This window comes from Spirosoma jeollabukense (genome assembly GCF_054777855.1).
The window spans coordinates 590,225-614,052 of sequence record NZ_BAAHAD010000004.1 but is presented as its reverse complement, the minus strand read 5'-3'; the positions used below and the strand labels follow the sequence as shown (position 1 = coordinate 614,052).

The 23,828-nt window shown below is 40.3% G+C and carries 26 protein-coding genes; 23 read left to right on the top strand and 3 right to left on the bottom strand.

Translation table 11 applies throughout. The annotated features are described in order from the left end of the window. Window positions 1-227 precede the first annotated feature (227 nt). The 11 genes from ACYVEA_RS19435 (at window position 228) to ACYVEA_RS19385 (ending at window position 10,922) form a co-directional block, all read left to right on the top strand. Window positions 228-1,256: a site-specific integrase gene (locus tag ACYVEA_RS19435; protein ID WP_461115090.1), complete on the top strand. Its 1,029-nt coding sequence runs from the start codon at window positions 228-230 to the stop codon at window positions 1,254-1,256. Window positions 1,257-1,311: 55 nt separating this feature from the next. Beyond that, on the top strand, window positions 1,312-3,354 hold the full coding sequence (locus ACYVEA_RS19430) for a hypothetical protein (RefSeq protein WP_461115089.1): 2,043 nt from the start codon (window positions 1,312-1,314) through the stop codon (window positions 3,352-3,354). 72 nt (window positions 3,355-3,426) lie between these two features. After that, window positions 3,427-3,714: a helix-turn-helix domain-containing protein gene (locus ACYVEA_RS19425; RefSeq protein WP_461115088.1), complete on the top strand. Its 288-nt coding sequence runs from the start codon at window positions 3,427-3,429 to the stop codon at window positions 3,712-3,714. Window positions 3,715-3,740: 26 nt separating this feature from the next. After that, entirely contained in the window at window positions 3,741-3,908 is a 168-nt protein-coding gene (locus tag ACYVEA_RS19420; RefSeq protein WP_461115087.1) for a hypothetical protein, read from the top strand. A gap of 54 nt (window positions 3,909-3,962) precedes the next feature. Beyond that, a complete protein-coding gene (locus ACYVEA_RS19415) occupies window positions 3,963-5,198 on the top strand; it encodes an AAA family ATPase (protein WP_461115086.1) in 1,236 nt (411 codons plus the stop codon). A 123-nt stretch (window positions 5,199-5,321) separates the two neighbouring features. After that, the gene (locus ACYVEA_RS19410; RefSeq protein WP_461115085.1) at window positions 5,322-6,314 is read left to right on the top strand and encodes a PriCT-2 domain-containing protein; all 993 of its coding nucleotides are present in this window, start codon (window positions 5,322-5,324) and stop codon (window positions 6,312-6,314) included. 117 nt (window positions 6,315-6,431) lie between these two features. Continuing rightward, window positions 6,432-7,079: a hypothetical protein gene (locus ACYVEA_RS19405; protein ID WP_461115084.1), complete on the top strand. Its 648-nt coding sequence runs from the start codon at window positions 6,432-6,434 to the stop codon at window positions 7,077-7,079. A 144-nt stretch (window positions 7,080-7,223) separates the two neighbouring features. Then, window positions 7,224-7,544, top strand: a complete 321-nt coding sequence (locus ACYVEA_RS19400) for a hypothetical protein (protein WP_461115083.1) — start codon at window positions 7,224-7,226, stop codon at window positions 7,542-7,544. 252 nt (window positions 7,545-7,796) lie between these two features. After that, window positions 7,797-8,879, top strand: coding sequence for an AAA family ATPase (locus tag ACYVEA_RS19395; RefSeq protein WP_461115082.1), 1,083 nt, complete (start codon window positions 7,797-7,799; stop codon window positions 8,877-8,879). Further along, window positions 8,879-10,477, top strand: a complete 1,599-nt coding sequence (locus ACYVEA_RS19390; protein WP_461115081.1) for a hypothetical protein — start codon at window positions 8,879-8,881, stop codon at window positions 10,475-10,477. The genes ACYVEA_RS19395 and ACYVEA_RS19390 overlap by 1 nt, the downstream gene beginning before the upstream one ends. Beyond that, window positions 10,470-10,922, top strand: coding sequence for a hypothetical protein (locus ACYVEA_RS19385; protein ID WP_461115080.1), 453 nt, complete (start codon window positions 10,470-10,472; stop codon window positions 10,920-10,922). The genes ACYVEA_RS19390 and ACYVEA_RS19385 overlap by 8 nt, the downstream gene beginning before the upstream one ends. 409 nt (window positions 10,923-11,331) lie before the next feature. Here ACYVEA_RS19385 and ACYVEA_RS19380 read toward each other — a convergent pair whose 3' ends face one another. After that, window positions 11,332-11,802: a hypothetical protein gene (locus tag ACYVEA_RS19380; protein ID WP_461115079.1), complete on the bottom strand. Its 471-nt coding sequence runs from the start codon at window positions 11,800-11,802 to the stop codon at window positions 11,332-11,334. 287 nt (window positions 11,803-12,089) lie between these two features. On the opposite strand from ACYVEA_RS19380, the gene hsdR reads away from it, so the two are divergent. From hsdR to ACYVEA_RS19345, 7 genes are read left to right on the top strand one after another with little or no spacing between them, the layout of a single operon-like run. Beyond that, entirely contained in the window at window positions 12,090-14,531 is a 2,442-nt protein-coding gene (gene hsdR, locus ACYVEA_RS19375; protein ID WP_461115078.1) for an EcoAI/FtnUII family type I restriction enzme subunit R, read from the top strand. Between the two features lie 7 nt (window positions 14,532-14,538). Beyond that, window positions 14,539-15,486, top strand: a complete 948-nt coding sequence (locus ACYVEA_RS19370) for a DUF4268 domain-containing protein (RefSeq protein WP_461115077.1) — start codon at window positions 14,539-14,541, stop codon at window positions 15,484-15,486. Window positions 15,487-15,491: 5 nt separating this feature from the next. Further along, window positions 15,492-17,000 carry a class I SAM-dependent DNA methyltransferase gene (locus ACYVEA_RS19365; protein ID WP_461115076.1) on the top strand — a complete coding sequence of 503 codons (1,509 nt, stop codon included), beginning with the start codon at window positions 15,492-15,494 and terminating at the stop codon, window positions 16,998-17,000. 1 nt (window position 17,001) lies between these two features. Then, the gene (locus ACYVEA_RS19360) at window positions 17,002-18,417 is read left to right on the top strand and encodes a restriction endonuclease subunit S (RefSeq protein WP_461115075.1); all 1,416 of its coding nucleotides are present in this window, start codon (window positions 17,002-17,004) and stop codon (window positions 18,415-18,417) included. Window positions 18,418-18,431: 14 nt separating this feature from the next. Beyond that, window positions 18,432-18,710: a hypothetical protein gene (locus ACYVEA_RS19355; protein WP_461115074.1), complete on the top strand. Its 279-nt coding sequence runs from the start codon at window positions 18,432-18,434 to the stop codon at window positions 18,708-18,710. A gap of 2 nt (window positions 18,711-18,712) precedes the next feature. Further along, window positions 18,713-19,144 (top strand): hypothetical protein, encoded by a 432-nt coding sequence (locus tag ACYVEA_RS19350; RefSeq protein ID WP_461115073.1) that lies wholly within the window; start codon window positions 18,713-18,715, stop codon window positions 19,142-19,144. 26 nt (window positions 19,145-19,170) lie between these two features. Next, window positions 19,171-19,668, top strand: a complete 498-nt coding sequence (locus ACYVEA_RS19345; RefSeq protein WP_461115072.1) for a hypothetical protein — start codon at window positions 19,171-19,173, stop codon at window positions 19,666-19,668. A 20-nt stretch (window positions 19,669-19,688) separates the two neighbouring features. Here ACYVEA_RS19345 and ACYVEA_RS19340 read toward each other — a convergent pair. Beyond that, window positions 19,689-21,087 (bottom strand): IS3 family transposase gene (locus ACYVEA_RS19340; RefSeq protein ID WP_461115071.1). Its coding sequence is split into 2 segments (ribosomal slippage): window positions 19,689-20,693 and window positions 20,695-21,087, totalling 1,398 coding nucleotides; the frame shifts between segments, so codons are not numbered across the junction. Window positions 21,088-21,296: 209 nt separating this feature from the next. Here ACYVEA_RS19340 and ACYVEA_RS19335 point away from each other — a divergent pair. From ACYVEA_RS19335 to ACYVEA_RS19315, 5 genes are read left to right on the top strand one after another with little or no spacing between them, the layout of a single operon-like run. Further along, window positions 21,297-21,581, top strand: coding sequence for a hypothetical protein (locus tag ACYVEA_RS19335; RefSeq protein ID WP_461115070.1), 285 nt, complete (start codon window positions 21,297-21,299; stop codon window positions 21,579-21,581). 2 nt (window positions 21,582-21,583) lie between these two features. Next, window positions 21,584-21,847 carry a hypothetical protein gene (locus ACYVEA_RS19330; protein ID WP_461115069.1) on the top strand — a complete coding sequence of 88 codons (264 nt, stop codon included), beginning with the start codon at window positions 21,584-21,586 and terminating at the stop codon, window positions 21,845-21,847. Continuing rightward, complete coding sequence (locus ACYVEA_RS19325) at window positions 21,828-22,088, top strand: hypothetical protein (protein ID WP_461115068.1); 261 nt, start codon at window positions 21,828-21,830, stop codon at window positions 22,086-22,088. The genes ACYVEA_RS19330 and ACYVEA_RS19325 overlap by 20 nt, the downstream gene beginning before the upstream one ends. 2 nt (window positions 22,089-22,090) lie before the next feature. Then, window positions 22,091-22,330: a hypothetical protein gene (locus ACYVEA_RS19320; protein ID WP_461115067.1), complete on the top strand. Its 240-nt coding sequence runs from the start codon at window positions 22,091-22,093 to the stop codon at window positions 22,328-22,330. A gap of 2 nt (window positions 22,331-22,332) precedes the next feature. Next, window positions 22,333-22,632 (top strand): hypothetical protein, encoded by a 300-nt coding sequence (locus ACYVEA_RS19315; protein ID WP_461115066.1) that lies wholly within the window; start codon window positions 22,333-22,335, stop codon window positions 22,630-22,632. 292 nt (window positions 22,633-22,924) lie between these two features. On the opposite strand, the gene ACYVEA_RS19310 is transcribed toward ACYVEA_RS19315, so the two are convergent. Next, the gene (locus ACYVEA_RS19310) at window positions 22,925-23,806 is read right to left on the bottom strand and encodes a hypothetical protein (protein WP_461115065.1); all 882 of its coding nucleotides are present in this window, start codon (window positions 23,804-23,806) and stop codon (window positions 22,925-22,927) included. Window positions 23,807-23,828 lie beyond the last annotated feature (22 nt).

Sequence of the window (23,828 nt, the reverse complement as noted above, 5' to 3'; positions counted from 1 at the left end):
GGAAGTGAATTACTTACAGGCTGATCGAGCGCGCATAAGCTGTTTCTTTCGGAAGAAGGAGGTAGCATTCTTTACGGACTAACTCACGCGTCTATAAGAAGTTAGCGGAGAAAGAGAAGGCTTACGCCCAAGCCGCAGAAACCTTAGCTGATGCTGACGAAATACATGATACAAAAGCCGTAGCTAGCAAAGCTATAGAAGGCCGTAAACAGGCTCGTAGTATTACTTTGTTAGCCTACATTGATGAACTCGTTACGGCAATGATTGCATCCCGTAAAAATGGCAATAGCGCAATCTACAAAGACCTACGCAATCAACTTGCCGAATTTATTTTAGATCAGTATGGCCCTCTAAAGAAAGACATTTCCTTTAACGACGTATCAGTACGGTTCTGCAACCAGCTAGAAACCTTTTTTAGACAACGGGGTAACAGTGACACGACGTTAAGTAATCGCTATCGAACCTTACGGGCTGTCTTAAATAAAGCTATAGCTGAGGGCGTAGCAAAGCCAGATCATTATCCTTTTACTCGCAATGCAGCCGAAAAGCATAAATTTAGCATTGGCAAGTTTAACACTTCAACACAAAAGAGGGCCATCAGTCGGGACGATGTACGGAAGGTTGAAAACTTTGTGCCAACTAGAGCATATACTGCTGCCGACTTCGAAGGCAAACGAAATGCTAAAGCCATAGCGAACATAAAGAATGCCGCCGAAATTGAACGGCTAACAATGGCTAAGTCAGTGTTCTTATTTTCCTCCTATTGTGGTGGGATCAATTTTGTAGATTTGTCAAAGCTACGTTGGCGCAACATAGGAACCGATACAGAGGGTTTTGTCCGGCTTAATTATGTCCGACAGAAAACAGGCGGGAGATTTTCGATTAGATTACTGGCACCCGCCCAAACTCTTATTGAACAATACCGAAACGAAACTAACAATGGGCCTGATAGTTACATTTTCCCTATCCTCAACACCAACATACATCAGACCGAAGCACAAATGAATAATCGGCTTAACAAGATTTTAGGTCAGGTGAATAAAGACCTTAAAACGTTGGGGGAACGGGCTGGGATTGATACCCCGCTAACTACCTACGTTGCCCGGCATTCGTTTGCCACAGTTCTACGGCAAAAAGGTACAGCTACTGCTGTTATTAGTCAAGCAATGGGTCATAAGTCAGAAGCTGTTACGGCTATCTATCTGGATTCTTTTGCGTCAGAAACGGTTGATTTAGCTTATGATGCTTTGTTGTAATTAGTAAGCATTCATTTACAAGGCATCACAAAACTCGTTACAATGTAATTGAAAAATGAGCGAATTAGAGGAGATATATGATCAACGATTCAACACTCATAATAGAAAATTAGATTCTATTTATTTAGATGCCTTAATGTGGCTTTATGGTTATGACGAACAATACATTAAAGAGCTGTGGGATAGTCTTACAATAATTCCGCCTTCGCCTGAATTTGAAGAGAAGCTTACTGAATTGGCTGATAGTAAGCGATATGGAGACATATTTGGTGAAGTCTTAGGTAATCAAGACTGTATATTTGAACCCTATGGGGTTATCGAACTTAAAATAGATGATCTAAATGTATTTGAGTTTCCACCATCAGAGTGGTTAGAACACTGTTCAACTAATCCACAGGCCCTAAAACATCACGAAAGGCAAATTAAACAATATTTAGGGCCACTGTTCCCCGAAAAGATAAAAGGCTATACTGTAGTCATTGCTGCCAAAACAGATCCTAACGGTCACAAATTAGAGTTAACTACCTATGATGATATAGAGGGTAAACATATAGAAAATCTATTCCAATTATATAATGACTGGTTTGACAATCATACTCAAAATCTTACACCTCAATTTCAGCTTATTGCTACTGAAGTAAGTGAATGGCTGAAAGAGCTATATAGAGTAAATCCAAGTAAAGATGGGTTTATTGAATGGTATATGGCAACTAAGATGAAGGCAGGGATTTCAATCAGAGCCAATAAAAGTTGCGATGGAAATCATGATGTAACACTTGAATTTAAGATGTTGCAAGATGTTTTAACTCCAGCCATAATTGAGGAGGATTTACACAAATATTGTCAATGGAGACAACAAAGACATGAACAAGCGCAAGCACTAGCCAGAATTGAATTAAATGAGAACGCTAAACTATATCTATCAAAAACTCCATATTCTACCTTTGAGGATTTAATTAACTTCGCTGAGCGATGGATAGAAAATTTTTATCAATCCTCTCTTGATAAATTGAATGAAGTATTAGCATCGAATCCTGATCAACATCCTGATATACTCAATAATGCATTAAAAAATTCAATAGATACCCTAAGAAAAATGGATACTGATGAGAAAAATAACTATCCAGGCATAAATTTTGATAGAACTGTACTTAATTCAACAGCAGAATTTATAGAAAAAATTTTAATCCCATTTTGTCAGTTATCACATTCTAGGGAACAAGCAGAGCTTCAACAGAACTTTCTATTGGTAATTAATCGAATAGGTATATGCAAAGTAATATGGTATATAGAGGACCAGATTACTCTATTAATAGCACCTAATCCGATCAGCAAACCCCAGTCTATCTTACTGTATAATCATTTGTCTGTACCAGCAATGCCAAACGAATCAGAGCAATATATAACAACTTGGATTTTTTCGCTGAGACAAAAGATTCATATTGCTACCCGTTGGGTATTTCAACAAACCGAAGAGGGAAAGCGTGATTTACGATCTACATTTTATTTAGATAATGTACGAGATGAACTCGGCCATTTTGCGGTTGCATTGAAACAACAGCTTACACAGTCTCAGAACTGGAAAGCCATTGAACTTGATTTGAAAGCTGAATTCATAGTTGGTATATATCAATACTATAATTGGTATAATGAAAATGCAGCATATAGGTCTTTCTTTGGCATTGATAGCCCATACGATATAATCTTTAATGTAGCTCAATCGACAGAAAGAGAAATAGTAAAATATTTTCCTGAATTGGCCTTCAAACCTTTAGTTTCAAATATCTCTTCCACTTCAGCACTATCAACTGTTGATGAGCAAATTAAACTTTCTCATTCCCAAATAGCTATTTTTCACCATTACATAGACAAGCCGATTAATAAAAATAATGCTGAAGAAATAGCCAATAAATACGGCCAAACAAGCGGCCAAAAGCTAGCAACAAGCTATAACCAATTGACTTCCCCACTGGTTAGAACCAGTAGAGGAAAAAATAGAGTAAAGGATATTAACATGGTTTTACCTTTATTGGAAGGAAAAGCTAAAGGTATGGCGGAGAAAGAGTTAAAGGAAGCAAAAGCCAACAATGAAAAATAGTCAACTAGTTGCAACCAGTTCCACCACTTGCCCTGCCCGAATATTGCTAGCGTAATCAAACGCTAAATAGCAATGTCCTACGCAAATCCTTATGAACTGATTGACCGCCGGCTATCTGCAATCGAGCAAGTCTTGCAAGAGCTTCGGCAACAACGTAATCCCATAACACCCGACGAAATAGGGGGTATCGAGTTGGCCCGGCAAGTTACCCGGCTTTCAGCCGCCCGTATTTACACGCTCGTATCAGAGCGAAGATTACCCCACAAAAAAAGAGGAAACCGCCTAACATTCCGACGCTCCGAGCTTTTGGAATGGTTAGACGAAGGCAACCGCGAAACGACAGGAGGGCCGGACGCATGAGCCAACTTCCCGCCTTTTTCTCAATCATGCAAGACGCGGTTATCTGTGTTGCTCTTCTTTGCCTGCTTGTCCTAATTACGTGGGCAATGGTCAAATTTGAACAGAAGCACCCCGCTCCTATGCCACCGGCTATTAACGCCGATGAGGATGCCGACGCCCTACCGTTTGGCCCTATTCCGTACAATGTTGATTAACACAAAAACGGGCCGGATGCCCGCCAGCATCGGCCCGTCTGAAATCCTATTACCATGTACCAGCAACAAGACAAAGATACACCTTACGACGTTCATATTGACGATTTCGACCCCGCACAATTTGAGCAGTCTAAGCAGGAGAATACCACGAAGGAAAGCCAACAAAAGCAGACTAGGGCGGACAATAAAGAAGCGGATAAACAACAGCTATTGGCTCCCTTGCTGGAGCGGGAACGGCTCTTAGGCGATGCCGCGACAAAAGCCGTTGTCTTTAGCCCTCCCCTTATTAGTCGAGCCGATACGGGAATTATAGGGCGGGGAACCATCAACATCGTTCAAGGAGCTTACGGTAGCCATAAGTCAAGACTGGCTGAACTCTTTGCCACTCTGCTATTGGCCCGCAACACTGGCAACCCGCAATTTTTGAATTTTGTACGGGCCGAACTGGAGCGATTTTGTGTCTGCTATATTGACACTGAACGAAACCAGAGCGAGGAACTACCCTTTGCCATTCAGAACATCAAACTGAGGGCCGGTTACACCCTGGCAGAGCAACCCGTCGATTTTCGCTTTACCTCCATCAAAGCGACTGACCGCGCCCGCCGTTTTGACGCTATCGAAGCGTATATCAGTCACGTTCGAAAAAATACACCCTTACACCTATTCGTCCTGATTGATGTGGTTACTGATGCCGTAGGGGACTTCAACGACGCCAAAGAATCCATGCGTTTGTATGACTTTATCGGCAACCTCTGCGATAAACACAACGCGACGTTTTTACTGGTCATTCACCAGAACCCCGGCACCGAAAAAGCCAGAGGGCACACCGGCACCGAAGCCGCTAACAAAGCCAGTACCGCTTTACAGATTGGTTTTGAAAAAGATGCCGGCGGCAACGATACCGACTTAATCCGATTGCGATATCTAAAACTACGTCGTGGCAAACGACCCGATCCTCTTTATCTGCAATATGATAAAGAAGCCAACGGGTTAGTGTTGGCCGGAGCCGATCAGGTAGCAGCACACATTAACCACCGGAAACACAAAGCCGACACGGAAGATATAGCCGACCGGCTGATTAGCTTGCTTGCCGATGGGCCAATGATTAAAGGGGAGGTTTTCAAGACGCTGGAAAGCGAATTTGGTGCCAAAAACGCGACGATTCGGGAACGCCTGAAAAGCAGTCGGGAAGAACAACCAGCTATGTTCGATGAAGAAGGTAGCGCCGTTCGTTTGGATGAGTTTCGCACAGGCCGCGACCAGTTTTACCAGTTGACTCCAATTGATTAAAAAGTGTCTGCCAACTGCCAAAGGCCATATAGGGGGTTTGGCAGTTGGCAGACACTTGCGATACTGCCAACTGCTAATTAGCAGTCACTTTAGCAGCTAGCAGTATCTAGCCCACTCCAAGCCATGCCGACGTATTTACTTACTCAAGACGTGCTGAATGTATCGGTAAGTTGCTTTGCCAATTACGACACGCCAACCAATCCGGTAACTATCAATTTGCTAGTCTGGCTGTATTCACCCAAGCACCGCGCCAAAATTGACGCGTTGCGGGAGGTAGTGGACAAGGCCGAACGGGATAGCATTAAGGCCACCTTACCCGCGATTACTCCGAGTGCTGTTTTTACCTATCGGCAGGAATCGAGCCTGGTTGCCGGGAGCCATACCCGCTTGTTAGCCTTTGATATTGATTTAAAGGATAACCCCAATATTCGCAACTATGCCGACCTGAAAGCCCAAATCAGTAAACTCCCCTTTGTGGCATATTGCGCCCTGTCAGCATCGGGAAAAGGCTATTGGGGATTAGTTCCTATTGCTTACCCCGAACGGCACGGCCATCACTTCGACCGGCTCAAACGGGTATTTGCTCACTACGGCATTCATATTGATACCAAGCCGCGCAACGTAGCCAGTTTACGCGGTTACTCCTACGACCCTGACCCGTACCAGCCTGAACAAGTGATGCTGTTTGAGTGGTACGACGAACCGCCCCAACCCAAGCCCCGGCCTTTTAGTCTGAGTACGGATGCCGACACGGAACGGCAACGGGTAGAGGTGTGTATTGATGAGGTAGGAAAACGATCAACGTATATAGGCGATAACTATGCCGATTGGTACGCTGTAGGGTGTAGTCTGGCTAATGCGTTTGGGGAAAGTGGCCGCGATTATTACCACCAGATTAGCCAGCATTACCCCGGCTATCAGTACGCCCAAACCGACAAACAATTTACGGCCTGTTTACGGGCTGACTCCAAAGCGACGTTGGGCACGTTCTTTCATCTTTGCCAGCAGCAGGGTATTGAGTGGAAAGAACGGATTACCGCGCCCGTAACACCTTTTTGCCGGCCAAATAATACGTGGCTTTTTGATGGGCGTATGATTCACGGAGAGCCCCTATAACCCGGCGAAATGAGTAATTTACTACGTTAGATAAAGTTGATTTTAGGTAACAGCCAGAGTACATATATTTACCTTAAATCACATCATGTTCAATCCAAATTCCTTTGTCTATCAGCTATGAGAAAAAAACTAACTACCAAGTTATTGTCCTTAACCCTGCTAATTGGTGCTATTACATTAACTGGTTGCAGCAACAGTAAAGAAGACTTTGCCCCAAAACTAGCCGAAGACATCATTGATACCTGGAGCAAGGGAGCCGAAAAAAATAAGGGGAAAGAACTATCCTTTTTCAGAGGTGAAGACTACGAGGATATTGGCAGAGGTATTTCAGTGCACAGAAAAGCAATGGATTTGACTGGTGGACTGGGGGGGCTTGGCGACCTAATCGGTGGCTTTTTGGGTGGAAAAAAGGAGGAACCCGACCAGACAACCGGCCTAGCAGAACAAATAGCCCTTAGAGCTGAATTACAACGAAAAGGCTACGATATAGGTCTGAACATGGGCGGCTACATTGATCTTAAGGATTACGACACGGGTTTTGGCGAATTAGAGAACCAACAGTTAGGGTGGGGTTTCAACTCAACGGGTAAGTTGATTACGTGCCACGTCAAAGGTACGGTCGTAAATGACGACAAAAAGCCGATTGAAGTTGATTACAAATTCCAGCTAGACAACGACTCGAATGGGCTTTCGAGCAGTACAATAAAGATGCTGGGCGGTGCGATAAAAGACGGTGAAGACGTAACACAAGTACCCGTTGACTAAACAATAAATCTGTTTCCTGTTGCTGATAGTAGCCCGATTAATACAAGGTCGGGCTACTGTCATTTATAGATAAACGGAGTTTGTCAGGTTAAGGATAATCTGCATTTTTGTTGATTCAAGTATAGAGAACGTAACCTTATCAGAATGTCAGTCGATCAAAAAAAGCAGTTAGAACAACAACTCTGGAACATTGCCAACAACCAAGCTACTTATCAATTATATTTTAGGTTAACGTATGTAGTAACTTTGTTTTGTATTAATATTGGTACTTCTAAGAAGGCGGTCATTGGTTCGAATCCAATCGGGATCACATTGATTATCAACCAGTTAGTTCAACCACTAGCTGGTTTTTTCTTTTTGGTTGAAACAGTGGTTGAAACATCTATACTTGTTGATTACCATCAATTACTCTATGAGCCATTACAAGCTGAGGTCTATCTATTTATTAGTAATATTATAATTTAGAGACTACTAAGCATCAAATTTTTAGCGACAAGAAGTCGAATTATTTATTAATTCAAAGTCAAATCATTGTAAACCAATAGCTTACAATAATAATTGTAATATTTTTTGAACAATCTATAAATGAGTTGAACTATTCAAACTTATTTAATAAGTATATTCTGAAATTAAAATACTTTGCTCGGAAGAACTGCTTAGTTTGAAAATTTAAGTAACCAATATGAAAATTCTCTTATTGAGATTTACCCATAAAAAATGAGTCACATTCAGAAAATACTTTTTGGTAGCCCAGGTACAGGGAAGAGTTATAGAGTTGATCAATTTTTAATTCCAGAGACTCTAAAAATAACAACACCTGAAAATAAAGTTAGAACCGTATTTCATCCTGAGTATACATATGGTGATTTTATGGGAAAATTAGTCCCTCATAGCAAAGATAACGGGAAGGTTGAGTATCGCTTTTTTGAAGGTCACTTTTTAACAGCTTTAGCTAAATCATTAAAAAATATTCATGATGCACATGATAGAGAAGGCAATTTATGTAGCAATATTGAAAATGTGGTTTTAGTAATTGATGAAATAAATAGAGGGAATTCAGCAGCAATTTTTGGAACTGTCTTTCAACTGCTTGATAGAGATGATAATGGATGGAGTAGTTATGATATTAATATAACTCATCTTGAATTTATTAAACTTTTAGAATTAATAGGTGTTAGATTTAGTTATGCTGCAAATGGCGAGATTAATGAATACAGGTTACCACCATTTGATGGTGTGGCTAAATTAGATACATTACAGAAAAAAATTCCTCATTTGTATTTTGATTTAATTAATAAAAAGGTAAAACTACCTCCAAATCTCTCGATCGTAGGCACAATGAATACGTCGGATAATTCTATCTATTTTATGGATAGCGCCTTTAAAAGGAGATGGGATTGGGAATTTATCGACATTAACCCAATTGGAGAGGAATACTTTACAAATATTGACAGTAGGCTAAATAATATTGATAGAAGTTTATGGAAGAAATATGTTAATGCCATTAATACTTTCATTAAACAACACGCCGATAAAATAAGAAGAATTGAGGATAAACAAATTGGCTACTACTTTATTAAAGGAGATACCATTTCTCACGAATCTGTTAGGAATAAACTTATGTTCTTTTTGTGGGATAGCGTGTTCAACAATGAGAAGAGACCTTTACTTGATCTTTTGAACTCAAGCTCTTTAAGGCAAACCAATCCTATATTAAAGTCTGATTTAGTAACGTTTGGTGATTTTGTAAAATATTATGAAGAGTTTTATACTGCAATTGAAGCTAGAATAATAGATTAATGATAAATCTAAAAGAACTGACCTTCTCGTTTAAGCAAACAGATTGGAAAAATACTTTTGTTGGAATTAGAAAAAATAAAGCAACACAAAAGTTTGAGTTTCATTTACCGAAAGGCTTTAATAACTATCCAACAAACAATTATTCATCAGTAAAAACTCTTTTTTTTGATACATATAAAACTTACAGAAAGTTTTTTGAAGAGAAAAAAAAGCTTTCTGAGGAAAAACAGTTTGATGGGTTTTCTGAATTTGAAAACGGATACTCCATTGAAGGGAAAGATGGGCAACTTATTTTATACAGTAAATTAAAAATGCTTGATTCAATTCTTGAAGCATATAATGAGCTTGCTATATTAGGCATAAAAAATAAGCTGTCTACTTCTACTGAAATTGATTATAGTAAAATTTACAAATATCTCCATAAAGCTATCTTTTCAGATGAAGAGACTATCTTCATAGATGAAATGGAATTTCCCAAAAGAATCATTGATACGCATAGTCCAGCCCTAGTTCAAATGTTTTGCTTTATTTATTCAGAAATAAAGCAAGCTCTTGATGAAAAGTTTGATAGTGACAGAATTAAAAGTTTATCTACTGAATTCAAGGAAACATATTTACATTATGATAGTTCAATTTTTGGTGAAGAAACTTTCGAAGGAACAATAGCAATATTAAAGGATATATTAGACGAGATAGATAGATCAACCCCATATAAAGATTTAGACTATTGGCATTTTTACGATGCAATATATAAATTTTTATACGGTGAAAATGATGATTCGTCAGATGAAGAAGGTAATATATGGGGAATATCTGATTTTATGGTTCTGTGGGAGGAGTTGTGCTTCAATGAGGCAAGACTAAGGCTTGAAGAATCACAATTTTTATTTGCGGATAGAGTTGGAAAAAAACAACTATTCAATAGTTTTCAAAATCCATTTTATTTTCAACTAAATTCACTTCGTGATAAAAAAAGGTTTTTGCGGCCAGATCTAGTTTATACTAATTTCACTGGTGCTGTTGAGATGGGCCATTTCAAGAAAATTTATGATGTTCAAGAAATTAAAGTATATAATCATACAAATGTAAAGCTTATACCTAGGACTAAATCTCATGATTTTACGCAAATTGATAGTATATATAACAAATACGTAAATAAGAATCCTAAACACATTCAATACCCTCTCAAAGAGGTATACTCTAACGTTTCTTCAATTGATAGGGACAGCTTTTTTTCTGAGATAAACAATTATTTTAATCGCTTTACGCTGAGCCAGCTTTTAGCTAAGAAACCATGTATTTTTGATTTCACTATAATTGATTATAAATATATTACTGAGGATACATGTACTACTAAGAATTTATCAGAAGAAAGAAAGCTGGATATTAAAAAACAGTTAGTTTATGAGTTTGCTTTACAATTAAATTATGTTGGTTCCTGGAGTTTTTCTGAATTCTGGATTCCTCATTTTTTTGAGGATGATCAAGATTTCCAAATTGTTGAAAATTTAAACTCTAGTTTTGAAGATGCTAGAATTAAAGTATTTAAAAGAAATTTCATAAAACTGCAAGATTTATATATCAAAGAAGATGCCTGATTACATAAAAAATAGTGCTCCTTTATCCGTTAGAAGTCGTTTTAATCCTCTTATTGGATTACATCCTGAAATCTTAACAGAATTTAATAACAAATTCTTACATCCACTTTTCTTAAAAATGTGCGATGTCCTTTTATTTCACCAGAGTAGATTTGAATTCCTTCCAGTTGAGGAGTTAATTACTGAAAAAGAATTTGAAGATGTCACAAATATCCAAATGGTTAAGCCTTATTTTTATGATATTATATTTGAAGATATTGTTAAAAATACCCGTGGAAAGATTGATTATAAAATCAAATTCAGCTTTACTTATGATGAAAAATTGACTCCTTCTACGAAAGGTGATGTAAAATATGGTGTCATAAGTCTTGGAAACAAACCAATATTTATTTACTGCTTTATTGATATACAAAAAGCAATTGAGTTTATTAAAAGTTTAGCGTAATTATTCTGAGATAATGCAGTATACTAATTTATTTGCAATCTTTACTATATATGATAAACTTGAGAAGTTAAGCTTTCACATGATTTCAATGGCAACTTTGATTCCAAAAGTAATAAGAAGCTATTTCTTTTTAATTAAATAGTTAGAAAGATACACTAGTACCTAAGAAAATGGGGGGTATATACCCCCTTTTTCAATCCATTTTTATTCCCTTTCATAGCCCTGCGGATAAAAATTCACAAAAAGGCGATTTTTGGCCTTTTTATAACATGCTGGCAGATTAATATACAAACTACATTATATCACGATACAACTTAATTACAATCCTTTATTGGGCTTTGAAGTAGAGATTGCTAATTCTATATTTTCAGGTATACGCTGTTATGTCGTTAATTTCTATAAAAAGAGATTATTCCTCATCTCCGTCTCCAACTAAGCGATAATTGGGTATGTTGCCGAACGTACTCGTCCCATTATCTATGGGCTCAGGTTTATCGCTCTGCCCTAACATATTCTTGCCTAAGAAAATCAGCATAGGTGCACTCGGCGGATGGTATAGTTTAGTAACTTGGCAACCGACCGCAACGCTACTCCCGTCTGGCCGATTCTCATAAATTGTTTCCGTCTTTTCGTATTCGTACCCTAGGGCTTCTCTGAGCTGTGCAACTCGTAAACTATGGCGGGTAAAGGCTTTGCACTGCGCTTGCCAGTGGCTGAGGTGTACGTTTCTTTCCTGACGAACTCGTCTGTAGAAATGATCGCGATTCATACCTAAAAAGTCTGCTACAGCTCCACCACTTGCACCACCTTTTAGCATGTTTTCAACCAGATTCCAGTCAATAGACTTTACAGGTCTGCCGCCCTTATTGATTTTACTCATTTCTTTATTAATTGGCCAAACAAAAGAAAATTCAAGTTATTTACTACCAGAGGTGGAATGTCTGCGGGCATTTGGCCTCTCTGCCTTTTTGCTTAAATGTCTCCCAATCAATTAATTCCATAAATTCAAGAAGCGATAAATTAAAGCTAAGATCTTTTTATTACTATGTTCTTACTTGCTGTATTCAATATACTTAATTTTAGTTGAAAATTTGATTTGGGAAGTAACTAGAACTTATGTTACTTCATGGCCCATATTATCGATTACCGCACCACCACGTTGAATCAATGAATAAGAAAACCCTTTCTGAACGCGACATCTGTACTAAGTTCATTACACCCGCTTTAGAGCAAGCTGGTTGGAAAAATAAGTTCTTAGAAGAGGTCTTCTTTACGGATGGGCGTATTCGAGTCGTTGGTCATATGACCACACGTGGCAAAAGAAAACGGGCTGATTACATTCTGTATTATAAACCGAACATCCCTATTGCTGTTATTGAGGCTAAGGATAATAAACATACTGTTTCGGCAGGTTTACAGCAAGCCTTGGAATATGCACGAATTCTCGATATTCCTTCTGTCTTTAGCAGCAATGGAGATGGCTTTGTATTTCATGATCGAACAGCCACAGACGAGACTATTGAGCAAGAACTGACCTTATATGAATTTCCGACGCCTGATCAACTCTGGGAGCGTTACAAGGCCTATAAGGGCATTGAATCGGTTGAAGAAGATACCATTGCTCAACAGGAATATTATACCGATGGATCGGGCCGCCACCCTCGCTACTACCAACAAATTGCGATTAACCGGACCGTTGAAGCTATTGCCAAAGGGCAAAATCGGATTTTGCTGGTTATGGCAACTGGAACGGGCAAAACTTATACAGCATTTCAGATTATTTATCGCCTTTGGAAAAGTGGTCGCAAAAAGCGGATTCTTTTTTTAGCTGACCGAAATGCACTGATCGATCAGACACGGCGTGGAGACTTCAAACACTTTCGAGATAAGATGACTATTATCCGTAAAACGATAGTAGACGTTGGCGGGAAAGAAGAGTTGGTGTCAACCCGGAGACGTGGTATTAGTGCCAGTGATAAAGCCTACGAGATTTTCTTAGGCCTATATCAGGGACTAACCAGTAGTGAAGGCCTGGATGCTTATAAAGACTTTTCGCCTGATTTTTTTGACCTCATCGTTGTGGATGAGTGCCATCGGGGTAGTGCGTCTGAAGATTCGTCCTGGCGGGCTATTTTGGACTATTTTAAAGACGCAACACAAGTCGGTTTAACAGCTACACCCCGCGAGACTGCCGACATTTCTAACAGTGAATATTTTGGCGACCCGCTTTATACGTACTCGCTCAAACAGGGTATCGAAGATGGGTTTCTGGCTCCATACCGAGTGGTTCGGGTAGGTCTTAACATTGATCTGGAAGGGTGGCGGCCTCCGAAAGGCAAACGTGATAAACGGGGAAATCCGGTAGAAGATCGCATCTACAATCGGCAGGATTTCGACCGGAATATTGTCGTGGAGGAACGTCGCAGGATTGTAGCTGAAAAGATTACGGAGTATCTGAAAGGTCAGGATCGTTTTATGAAAACCATCGTGTTCTGCGTCGATATTGAGCATGCAGACGGAATGCGAAGCGCTATTGCAAAACAGAACGCCGATCTGGTAAAACAGAATTACAAATACGTAATGAAGATTACCGGCGACGATGAAGAAGGAAAACGAGAGTTAGATAATTTCATCAACCCAGAAGAGCGTTACCCGGTTATTGCTACGACCTCTAAATTGATGACCACTGGCGTCGATGCACAAACCTGTAAGTTGATTGTACTGGATAGCAATATTCAGTCTATGACGGAGTTTAAGCAGATTATAGGGCGGGGAACACGTATCAACGAAGAGTTTGGCAAGCTGTATTTCACAATTCTGGATTTCCGGAACGTAACGGATTTGTTCGCCGATCTCGCTTTCGATGGCTATCCGGTACGGGTGAAGGTGGTCGATGAAGCTGAGACTCTGGCTACTGTAGAAGCCGAAGAGGAAGCCGACGAGAGTCTTGTTGCGAATGATGAGGCCGAAGCAGACGATCAACAACCCAAACCGCCAACTATCCGCTACATTCAAGAAGATGATCTTGCTGCGGTAAACGAAGACCGCAAAGTTTATGTCAATGGTATCGATGTATCCGTGTTGAATAGCCTAGAATTAACGTTCGACAACGATGGTAAGCCAGTACTGGTTGGTTTGAAGGATTACACACGTACTAAACTGCGGGAGAAATTCAGAAGTATGAACGACTTTCTAACGTATTGGAATGCAGCAGACCGAAAGCAAGCTGTTGTTCATGAACTGACCGAACAGGGCGTTTTGCTGGATGTCTTTACCAGCGCCGTTGACCGAGATGCTGATTTATTTGATCTAATCTGCCACGTGGCTTTTGACCAGAAACCACTAACCCGAAAGGAACGGGCTAATGAAGTTAAGAAGCGAAACTACTTTGGCAAATACGGCGATAAAGCCCGTGCCGTTCTGGAGGCTCTGCTCGATAAATACGCTGATGAGGGAGTGGTTAATCTTGAAACGCTTGACGTGCTGAGGGTGCAGCCGTTGAATAAATACGGTTCGACGGTAGAGATTGTGAAGTTATTCGGAGGTAAACCTCAATATCTACAGGCCGTGCGCGAGCTGGAAAGCGAGATATATAAAACTATAGCTTAATAAGAAAATGACATTGAATTTACTGGGGACACTCAAAAGGGTTGAATTACGTAAAATGTGGCCTCACGAAGCGTTAGATTTTACGAGATGGTTATCTATAGAGGAAAATATTCAACTGCTGTGTGAAGAGCTTGATATTACTTTGGACAACGTTAAAGTCGAAGAAGCCGCTGGACGTTATAACGTAGATATTGTAGCCGAAGAGATTACAACTAAGCGTAAAGTGATCATAGAGAATCAATTAGAAATTACCGATCATAAACATTTAGGCCAAATCCTTACTTATGCAGCGGCTCACGAAGCTAGTATCATCATCTGGAACGTTAAAAATTACACGGAAGAGCATAAACAGGCGATCGACTGGTTTAATAGAAATATGCCAGAGCAGATCAGCTTTTTTTTAGTCCAGGTCGAGCTATGGCAAATCGGCGATTCTCTCCCAGCACCACGGTTTAATATTATTTCTCAGCCGAACAATTGGGCTAAAACGGTTAAGTTGGCGGGCAACGTAGAAAAAGATTTACCTTCTGAATTAAAATTACTGCAACAAAAATTTTGGTCAGATTTTCGGGAGTATGTAAATGATTTTACCCCTCGAAGTACCCTCAACTTGGGCCGAACTCCTCGTCCTCAGCACTGGTATGATATAAGTTTTGGAACGTCTAAAGCGAATATTTCTCTAACATTTAATTCTAAGCAGAAGCAGATAGGTTGCGAACTATATATTCATCGTGATTCTGACCTTTATCAAAAGTTGAGCGCGGAAAAAGAACTTATTGAAACGGAAATTGGCGAATCGCTTAACTGGATGGACTTACCAGACAGTACAGCTTTTCGTATAATTATCAATCATAACTTCAATCCAAATAGCGAATCTGACTGGCCAGTATATTTTCACTGGCTAAAAACCAAATCAGAAATCTTTCAAAAGACCTTTAAAAAGTATTTTAAATAACCCTAATGGCTCATAATCTTTCTGGTATTATTAAATCCATCCGCGACATCATGCGTGAAGATCGGGGGGTTAATGGTGACGCTCAACGTATTGAACAACTCGGCTGGATGCTGTTTTTGAAAATATTCGATGATAAAGACATCGAAATGGAATTACTCGCCGACGATTACCAGTCACCTATTCCGGCTGATTGCCAATGGCGTAACTGGGCGGCTGACGATGAAGGAATGACCGGCGATGGCTTACAGCAATTCGTTGATTTGACCCTGTTTCCGACCCTAAAAAATCTGCCCGTTCAGGATGGAAACCGACGTGCCTTGTTAATACGGGAGGTGTTCGAGGGGAATAACAACTACATGAAGTCGGGTATAAATATCCGTAAGATTTGTAATAAGCTAAACGAAATAGATTTCAATAGCTCGGAAGACCGTCATCTGTTCGGCGATCTGTACGAGGGTATCCTGAAAGAACTGCAATCGGCGGGCGACAGTGGTGAGTTCTACACGCCCCGCGCCGTAACGCAGTTCATGACGGAGATGGTAAATCCTCAACTGGGTGAAATCATATTTGATCCGGCTTGCGGCACTGGCGGTTTTCTGGTCAATGCAATTGAGCATATCAAACAACGGGAGGTTAATAGTGTAGATGATCGCCTTACGTTGCAGAAAACAATACGTGGCTGTGAGTATAAGCCGTTGCCTTACGAGCTGGCTTTAACGAACTTGATTCTGCATGATATTGAAGTTCCGAATATAGAATATGGAGACAGTTTAGGTCGTGAATACAGCAGCATTCGTGACCGTGACCGGGTAGACGTAATACTGGCGAATCCGCCCTTTGGTGGTACGGTGGCTAATGGTAACGAAGGCAATTTCCCGGCTAATTTCCGGACACGCGAAAGTGCAGATTTGTTTCTTATCCTGATTGTCAATTTACTCAAAACTAATGGACGGGCAGCTTTGGTCCTACCTGATGGCTCACTAACGGGCGAAGGTGTAAAGCAACGAGTTCGGCAAAAGCTGCTTGAAGATTGCGACCTCCATACGATTATACGGCTACCCAACTCGGTGTTTCAACCTTACGCGACTGTAGCAACGAATCTGCTGTTCTTCGACAAAAAAAAGCATACGGGACTGGCTGCACCTGAGAGTGATTTGCCTCTGTTTAGTACTGGTGAAGTCAAAGACAGTGACCGCTACGCTACACGCGAAATCTGGTACTATGAACATCGCCTACCCGAAGGCCAGAAATCATACTCAAAAACGAAGACAATTCAGTTAAGTGAATTCGAACCAGTAAAAGATTGGTGGAATAACCGCGCCGAAACCGATCAGGCCTGGCGAGTACCTATTCAAACAATTATTGACCGTAAGTTTGATTTAGACATAAAAAACCCAAATGGAAAAGTAGAAGAACACGTATATACCAGCGCGGAAATTATTGACCTACTTGGCGTTTCCATTAAACGTAGTCAATCTATATTAAAGGAGTTAAAAGCAGAGTTTATTTTTTAATATGGCAGTTCGAATAGTATCGCTGGGGGAGGTTTTAAGACATCGTAAAGGTTCAATAACCATTGACGATTCAATTGATTACAAACTATGCCGTGTTCAGGTGCATAGAAGAGGGGTTGTTTTACGCCAGATACAAAAGGGTGTCGAGATTCGTACTAAAAAACAGCAAGTATGTCGGACCGGCGATTTTATCGTAGCTGAGATGGATGCTAAAGTCGGCGGTTATGGATTTATTTCTGCTGAACTTGACGGTGCAATTGTAAGTAGTCACTACTATCTTTTTGAAATAAACGAAAAACGGTTGATACCTGACTATCTATATGTGTTGACGCAAACAGATTACATTCAGAACCAAATTAAAGCAACTGGAAGTACCAATTATGCTTCAATCCGTTCTCATGAAGTTCTAGGTCTTACTATTCCTTTGCCATCTATTGAACAGCAACATATTATTGTCAAGCAGTATCAAATAGCAAAAGAAAAAGCTGAAATTATTTCTGCTGAATTCCAAACTCAGCAAACCCTTCTCACGCAACTTCGACAATCTATTTTGCAGGAGGCTGTACAGGGTAAACTGACACAGAAATTTCGGGAGACGGAAAGAAGCGAACAAGCAGACAATGTTCGAGTCCTAGATTCAAATCCCAGCCGGACCACAACACCCAAACCCGAAACAGGTGCAGATTTACTAGCTCGTATTCGCGCCGAAAAAGCAGAATTGATCCAGCAAGGCAAACTACGTAAAGAAAAGCCTCTGCTACCTTTAATCGACGCAGAGAAGCCATTTGAATTGCCGAAAAATTGGGTTTGGTGTCGTTTGGGAGAGATTGCTTGGTTAATTACGGATGGGACTCATCAAACACCAAGCTATACTCATTCAGGACGTATTTTTCTATCTGCCCAAAATATTAAGCCGTTCCGGTTTATGCCTGAAAACCATAAATATGTATCAGAAGAAGATTATCAAGATTACATTAGGAACAAAAAACCAGAAAAAAATGATGTATTAATTGCTCGCGTAGGCGCTGGAATAGGAGAGGCTGCCGTAATAAATCATGAGATAGAATTTGCATTTTATGTGAGTTTAGGCCTGGTGAAACTTGCAGCATCAGCTGTAATTCCAGAATTTTTTGTCTTATTTATGAATTCACCTACTGGAGTCAGATATGCTAAGGTTAACACGGCAAGCAAAGGTGGCTCTGCGGGAAACTTTAATCTTGAAAGAATTAGGAATATGCCTGTCCCTCTCCCACCTATCAATGAGCAACAGTCTATTATTACCCATGTAGAACGATTATTAGGGCAATTAAGCGATTTAGAAAAAGAAAATAAGCATCAACAAGTAGAAATAGGACAATTAATGCAAGCGGTATTGCGGGAAGCTTTTGCAGGGAAAGAAGAGGTACTAGAATCCTAAATCTTACTAATTATATGAATCAATTTTTACAAATTATCGGAGAAAATCATGTGCTAAGGGCAGCAATGAATTTGCTTGCTAATCCGGTACCAGGCATGGAAGATTCACGTACATGGGAAGTAAACATTGAAGGGCATGCCTTCCCAACTAAAGCTCTAATTAGAAGGGCATATTGCTACGCGGCCAATATTGATTTTCAAAATTTGCCTACCATATTTTACACAGATGGTTTTACAACACAGCGTGCCGTTGGTAAATTGGAAGCGCTAGGTTTTGAATGCCAACGTCTTTGACTATGCGTGATTTCGTAGCCTATCATAATTTTAGCGGGTGTGGTAATTACTTCGCCCCCTCTGAAACTATTTTTTCTCTTTATAGTAATCGCCCTCTAATGTATCTAGAAGAAAGCGTAGGTCAAAAAATCTGGGTAATTGGTGGAACAACTATTAATCGAAAAATGAATTATACTTTGCTGTCTTATTTTACTCCTGATTCAATTATTCCTTTGACAGAGGGTGGTTACAATATTAAGGGAACAGGAATAGTTTTTAGCCCGCCGATTGATTTATCCTCAAAACCTTGGTTTTCTGAATTATTTATAGAGGAACAAGATTTCAGTTTGGGTATTAATGAAATTAAGGATGATGATATTCTTGAGGGGTTATTGGCAAACGCCCTTAATTACTTAATGAAATTAAGTGTAAAGATGAATAATTTAATTAAGTAGTTTTAATTATGAAATAAGCTTACATCATGATACCTCAGCGACAAGACTTCGTTGATGCAGTACATAGAATGTTTCAGGAGGCCACAGCCAATGGAGACAAAAGCGTTGACGTGATTGCAAGAATACTACACATTCAGGCAGGTGGTAGTATTGGCGATCATCGCATGACGATTTGCTGTAACGTAATGAAACAGGAGATGAAGGACTCAGACAAGATCCTTTACACTTCCCCAAGTGGTCTAGGCCCCACTTTGAGTATATATTATAAGCTACCTCGTGAAAAGGATAAGCAATTTTTGGCTCAAGCAACTGAATTGTTGACCATGCTTTTTCACGAAAGCATGTTGAATATTTATAAGGAGATCAACGCAAAGGCAGGATTCAAAGCAAGTAATTTCTTAAAAAGAGTGCAAAATCGCGGAGGCTTAAAGGCTGCAAAATATTGGCTCCGTCCAGATGCTCCGCCTTCTGGAATATTAGAGGTTCTGGCTGTACGTCGTCAACCAAAAGTGGACAAATACTAGTGAAAAGAGAAGAGAGGCTTTTAGCCACTTTGGACTCGCTGAAAAATATGATTTTTCCGTCGTTGAGACAAACTTAGCTGCTTCGTTTTTTGCCGATCTGCTAAGATCTGGTCTTGGCGTCCCCAGTACGCATCCGCTGGCCGTACGTTTTCCAGTGATTCATGGTAACGTTGATGATTGTAATACTCCACCCATTCAACCAGACGCTTGCTGAGTTCATCGGGACTGTAGTAGTGCTCCAGTAAGAGGATGTTTTTCATCGATCGATGATAGCGTTCGATTTTGCCTTGGGTCATGGGATGAAACGGGGCACTCCGAACATGCTCAATGCTTTCCCCTTTTAGATATTCCTTCAGATACCGAGATACATAGGCCGAACCATTGTCGGATAAAATACGAGGCCGCTGACCGGTACGCAGACTACTCGCTTTCAGAGCAGCTTGTACGGTTCGCTCCACATCCACCGCTTGCATCCCTGGACACAGTTCCCAAGCTAGGATGTAGCGCGAGTAGTCATCTAATACCGTTGAGAGATAATACCAGCCCCAATGCTTTATCTTGAAATACGTAAAATCAGTCTGCCACAGTTGATTCGGCGCCGTAGTGGGATTATAGAAATGATCAGCCGCTTCCATTAACCGATAAGCGGGTGTCGTGATCAGCCCCCGACTTTTCAGGATACGGTAGACTGTAGACTCCGAGACAAACCAATGTTCATTATCAACGATATGGCAGGCCAATTCGCGACTGGAAAGATCCGGTCGTTCTAAAGCCAATTCAACAATCGGGCTTTTTTCAGCGGCTGGCAGTTGGTTCCACCCACTAGTACGTCGATAAGGCTGTTCGGCTAAGCCATCATAACCATCGTTTAAGTAGCGCTTGTACCACTCATAGAAGGTTGATCGATTGATGCCCAGTTCACGTAGGGTGGCCTTTACACTGACTGTGGATTGCTCGACCAACGTAATGATTTCCATCTTCTCGGATTGGGTCATGTGATGATAAAGGCTAGTCGTCAGCTTTGAGGTTTTTTTTTAATACCCTATTCTCCAGGCTCAGTTCGGCCACTAGTTGTTTGAGGGCTTCATTTTCTGATTTCATGGATTGCACTTCGGGGGCGGTGGCTTCACGGGTGGTATCTCCGGCTAATCGCTTTTTGCCTGCTTCCAAAAATTCTTTGCTCCACCGATAATAGATATTGGTGTTTAACCCTTCTCGTCGACAGATTTCGGCGACTGACTGCTCACCTTGCAGTCCCTCCAGAACAATACGGATTTTTTCTTCAGCTGTGTATTGGCGTCGGGTCTGTCTCTGAATATCTCTAATGATGGATAAGGCCGGTTTGCGCTCAGAGGTTGAGGCAACTGGCTGAGCCGTTTTGGATCGGCTAGAAGGGGATTTTTTGGCTGAATTGGACATTACTGAGATGGTTTGAGTGAAACAATTTACTGAATTGTCTCTTCTCAATCTCACCCAATTTGTCCACTTTTACTTGACGACGTACATGTAATTTTTATTCATGGCTGTGAAAGATTCTTCCATGTACATTATCTGTACCAATATAGAATATTTCTATATTTATGATATTTCTATAAATTTTCTCTATATTAGAGATAAAATAGAGAACGATGAAGTTTGAGAAAGGGCGCGAAAAAACGGGTGGTCGAAAGTCGGGTAGTACCAACAAAGCCAGCACCGATATAAAGAGCAAGATTGCCAGTCTGATAGATAATCAATTTGACGCTATTCAAGCCGACTTGGAAACGTTGGAGCCGAAAGACCGGGTTAGTGCCTACCTTAAGTTTATGGAGTATGTTCTACCCAAACAGCGGGAACAGAAAATAGACCTCTCTACGCTGACAGATGAGCAAATAGACGATTTATTAGAAAAGGCAATGGCTAAACTAGATTGAGCATGAAACCCGCCAGCATCAACCGGACGCGTAAGGTTAAGATTTTAAGCCAGTTTCTTACGGGTGAAACGGCCTTACTACGTCAGTTGAAAAGTCCGCTTCTCAGAAAACAAGCGTTTACGAAGGAGGAAATACAGGCCATGACGGATGAGCAATTAGAAGCCCTGATTGAGTTAAGGACGGGTAAGCCTTGCCCTGACTATAAAGCCATGACCGATGAGCAATTAGAGAACATTGTTAAGCGATATGAAAGCCAATTGTCGTAAAGAAAAACTGTCAGTACTTCAAGCCGCCTTTACGGGCAAGATCGCTACAATAAGGCAATACCACCGACAGCAACAATCCGAAACGTTTTTTATGGTCGTGTGTGACAATGGCACACCTAAGCCAACGGATTTAGTTGACACGAGACTACCAGACGAGCAAGGACGAGGGTGGGTACTCTATGCTGATTTCTTAAAGAATCCAATCACCTACGGTAGTTTCTGCATCACAGTCGATTCCTAGCCATGAGACGAATAGAAAAGCTTGCTCTCCTTACTTCGATTTTAACAGGAACGGCCACACCTAAACAGATTGTCGATTTGCGTAAAAGCGGAGAGCCTATTTACCTAACGTTGAATTTAGACGATGAGTTAACACCTTACGACCCAGACGAGCCAACGTATCACATTGACGTTTATAATGACGGTACAACTAGATGTTACGACCGTTACCCAGACGGGCGGGTTGAGTATCGAAATAACTGACCATGAAAAGAACTGAGAAGATTGCCTTGCTCACTAAAATCATACAAGGTAAAAGCAGTGAAGGAGTCAAGCAGCAATTAAAGCAATCAATTGGCCCCGGTGCTGTGGTTATCATCTACCGGCATGGAGCCTTACGACCCGCTCCAACTGATGAGGTAAGTTTTCACTATAAAGGTAAGCCAGTCACAATGCCATACAAAGACATTCAGGCGTTTACTCGCTACGAGCCATTGACTATTTGTATGATACCTGATAATGGCCGTAGAAGCCCGAAACAGCGCGATAATGAACAGGAATCTTAGTAGCGATAAACGACAATTGCTTTCAAGCGTTTTCGAAGGTAATGCCGACAGGTTGAAGCTATTCAAAGCAAATCAGAAATAAGTTGACAATCCCTACCGATGGATAATAAATGATAGTCTAGCTGGAACGCTTTTTGGAATTAGCAAGGACAGGAGCCAGCGCCCTATTACACGTGCTGACATAACAAGTGTATTGAACGAATGCCGTAAGGAATTAGTAATTAGTAAAGGGCAGGGAATGCGAAAAGCAACTCGGGTAACTCCCTGCCTGGCTTTAACTTAACTATCAATTTCAAGGTTTTCTAGGACTACCCTGGGGCGCTTGTCCTGAACCTGTGCCAGGCGTGTTGCTTACAGGAGCATTTGAATCTTTTCCGCTAATAAAATTGTTAATTATCGTTTTACCTTCATCTTTATACGTATTGAATGTTTCTAAAATCTTTTCCAATTTTATTTGATGAGGATTAGTTTCGACTATCTTCAGTTGAATTTCTGAGAGAAATGCACCCGGCGGTATCAAGATGATATCAGATCGATACCGTTTTGAATCCTTGATTAAATCCTCATTTGTTTCACCAACGGGATGATTCACAAATTTCACTGAATTAATAACGATGGGTGTTAAATTCTGACTTTCCTTTTTACCATTAATTACTAGAACAGGCTTCAGTTCTATTGAATAATCTAAGGTATTATACTTATCTGTGATCTTTGCTTTAGAATTTTTAAGATTAATTCTACTTATATAATAAACCATACTTTTATTTTCCAAAACTTTTTCCGTTGAAAAATCAATTTCTAAAGCGATTTCTTGACTACCGTTCTTCAATTTAACTACTTTTTGAAACGTAAAAGCAGGTATCATGCTTTTATTAGGATCTAAGTAACTCTTTTGAATTATATACTCAGCCGAGTACTGCTTAATTTTATTACTAAGTATAGTATCGGTTAGTTTGAACGCTACATCAACAAGTCCCGGTAATAAAGCTGAAACGAAGTCTGCTTCTTGGGTTGTTTTAATAGGGAAGCCCTTATCATTACTAAAGATAATATGACTTTCTTCACGCTCTATCTCTTTAGATTTACCATCCGAACCGTATACAATATTTTTTGAACTTGAGCAGCTAAAACTAAACATTGCAATTATAATTAGAGATACAAAAATTAATTTCATGGCGATAGAATTTAAGAAATGA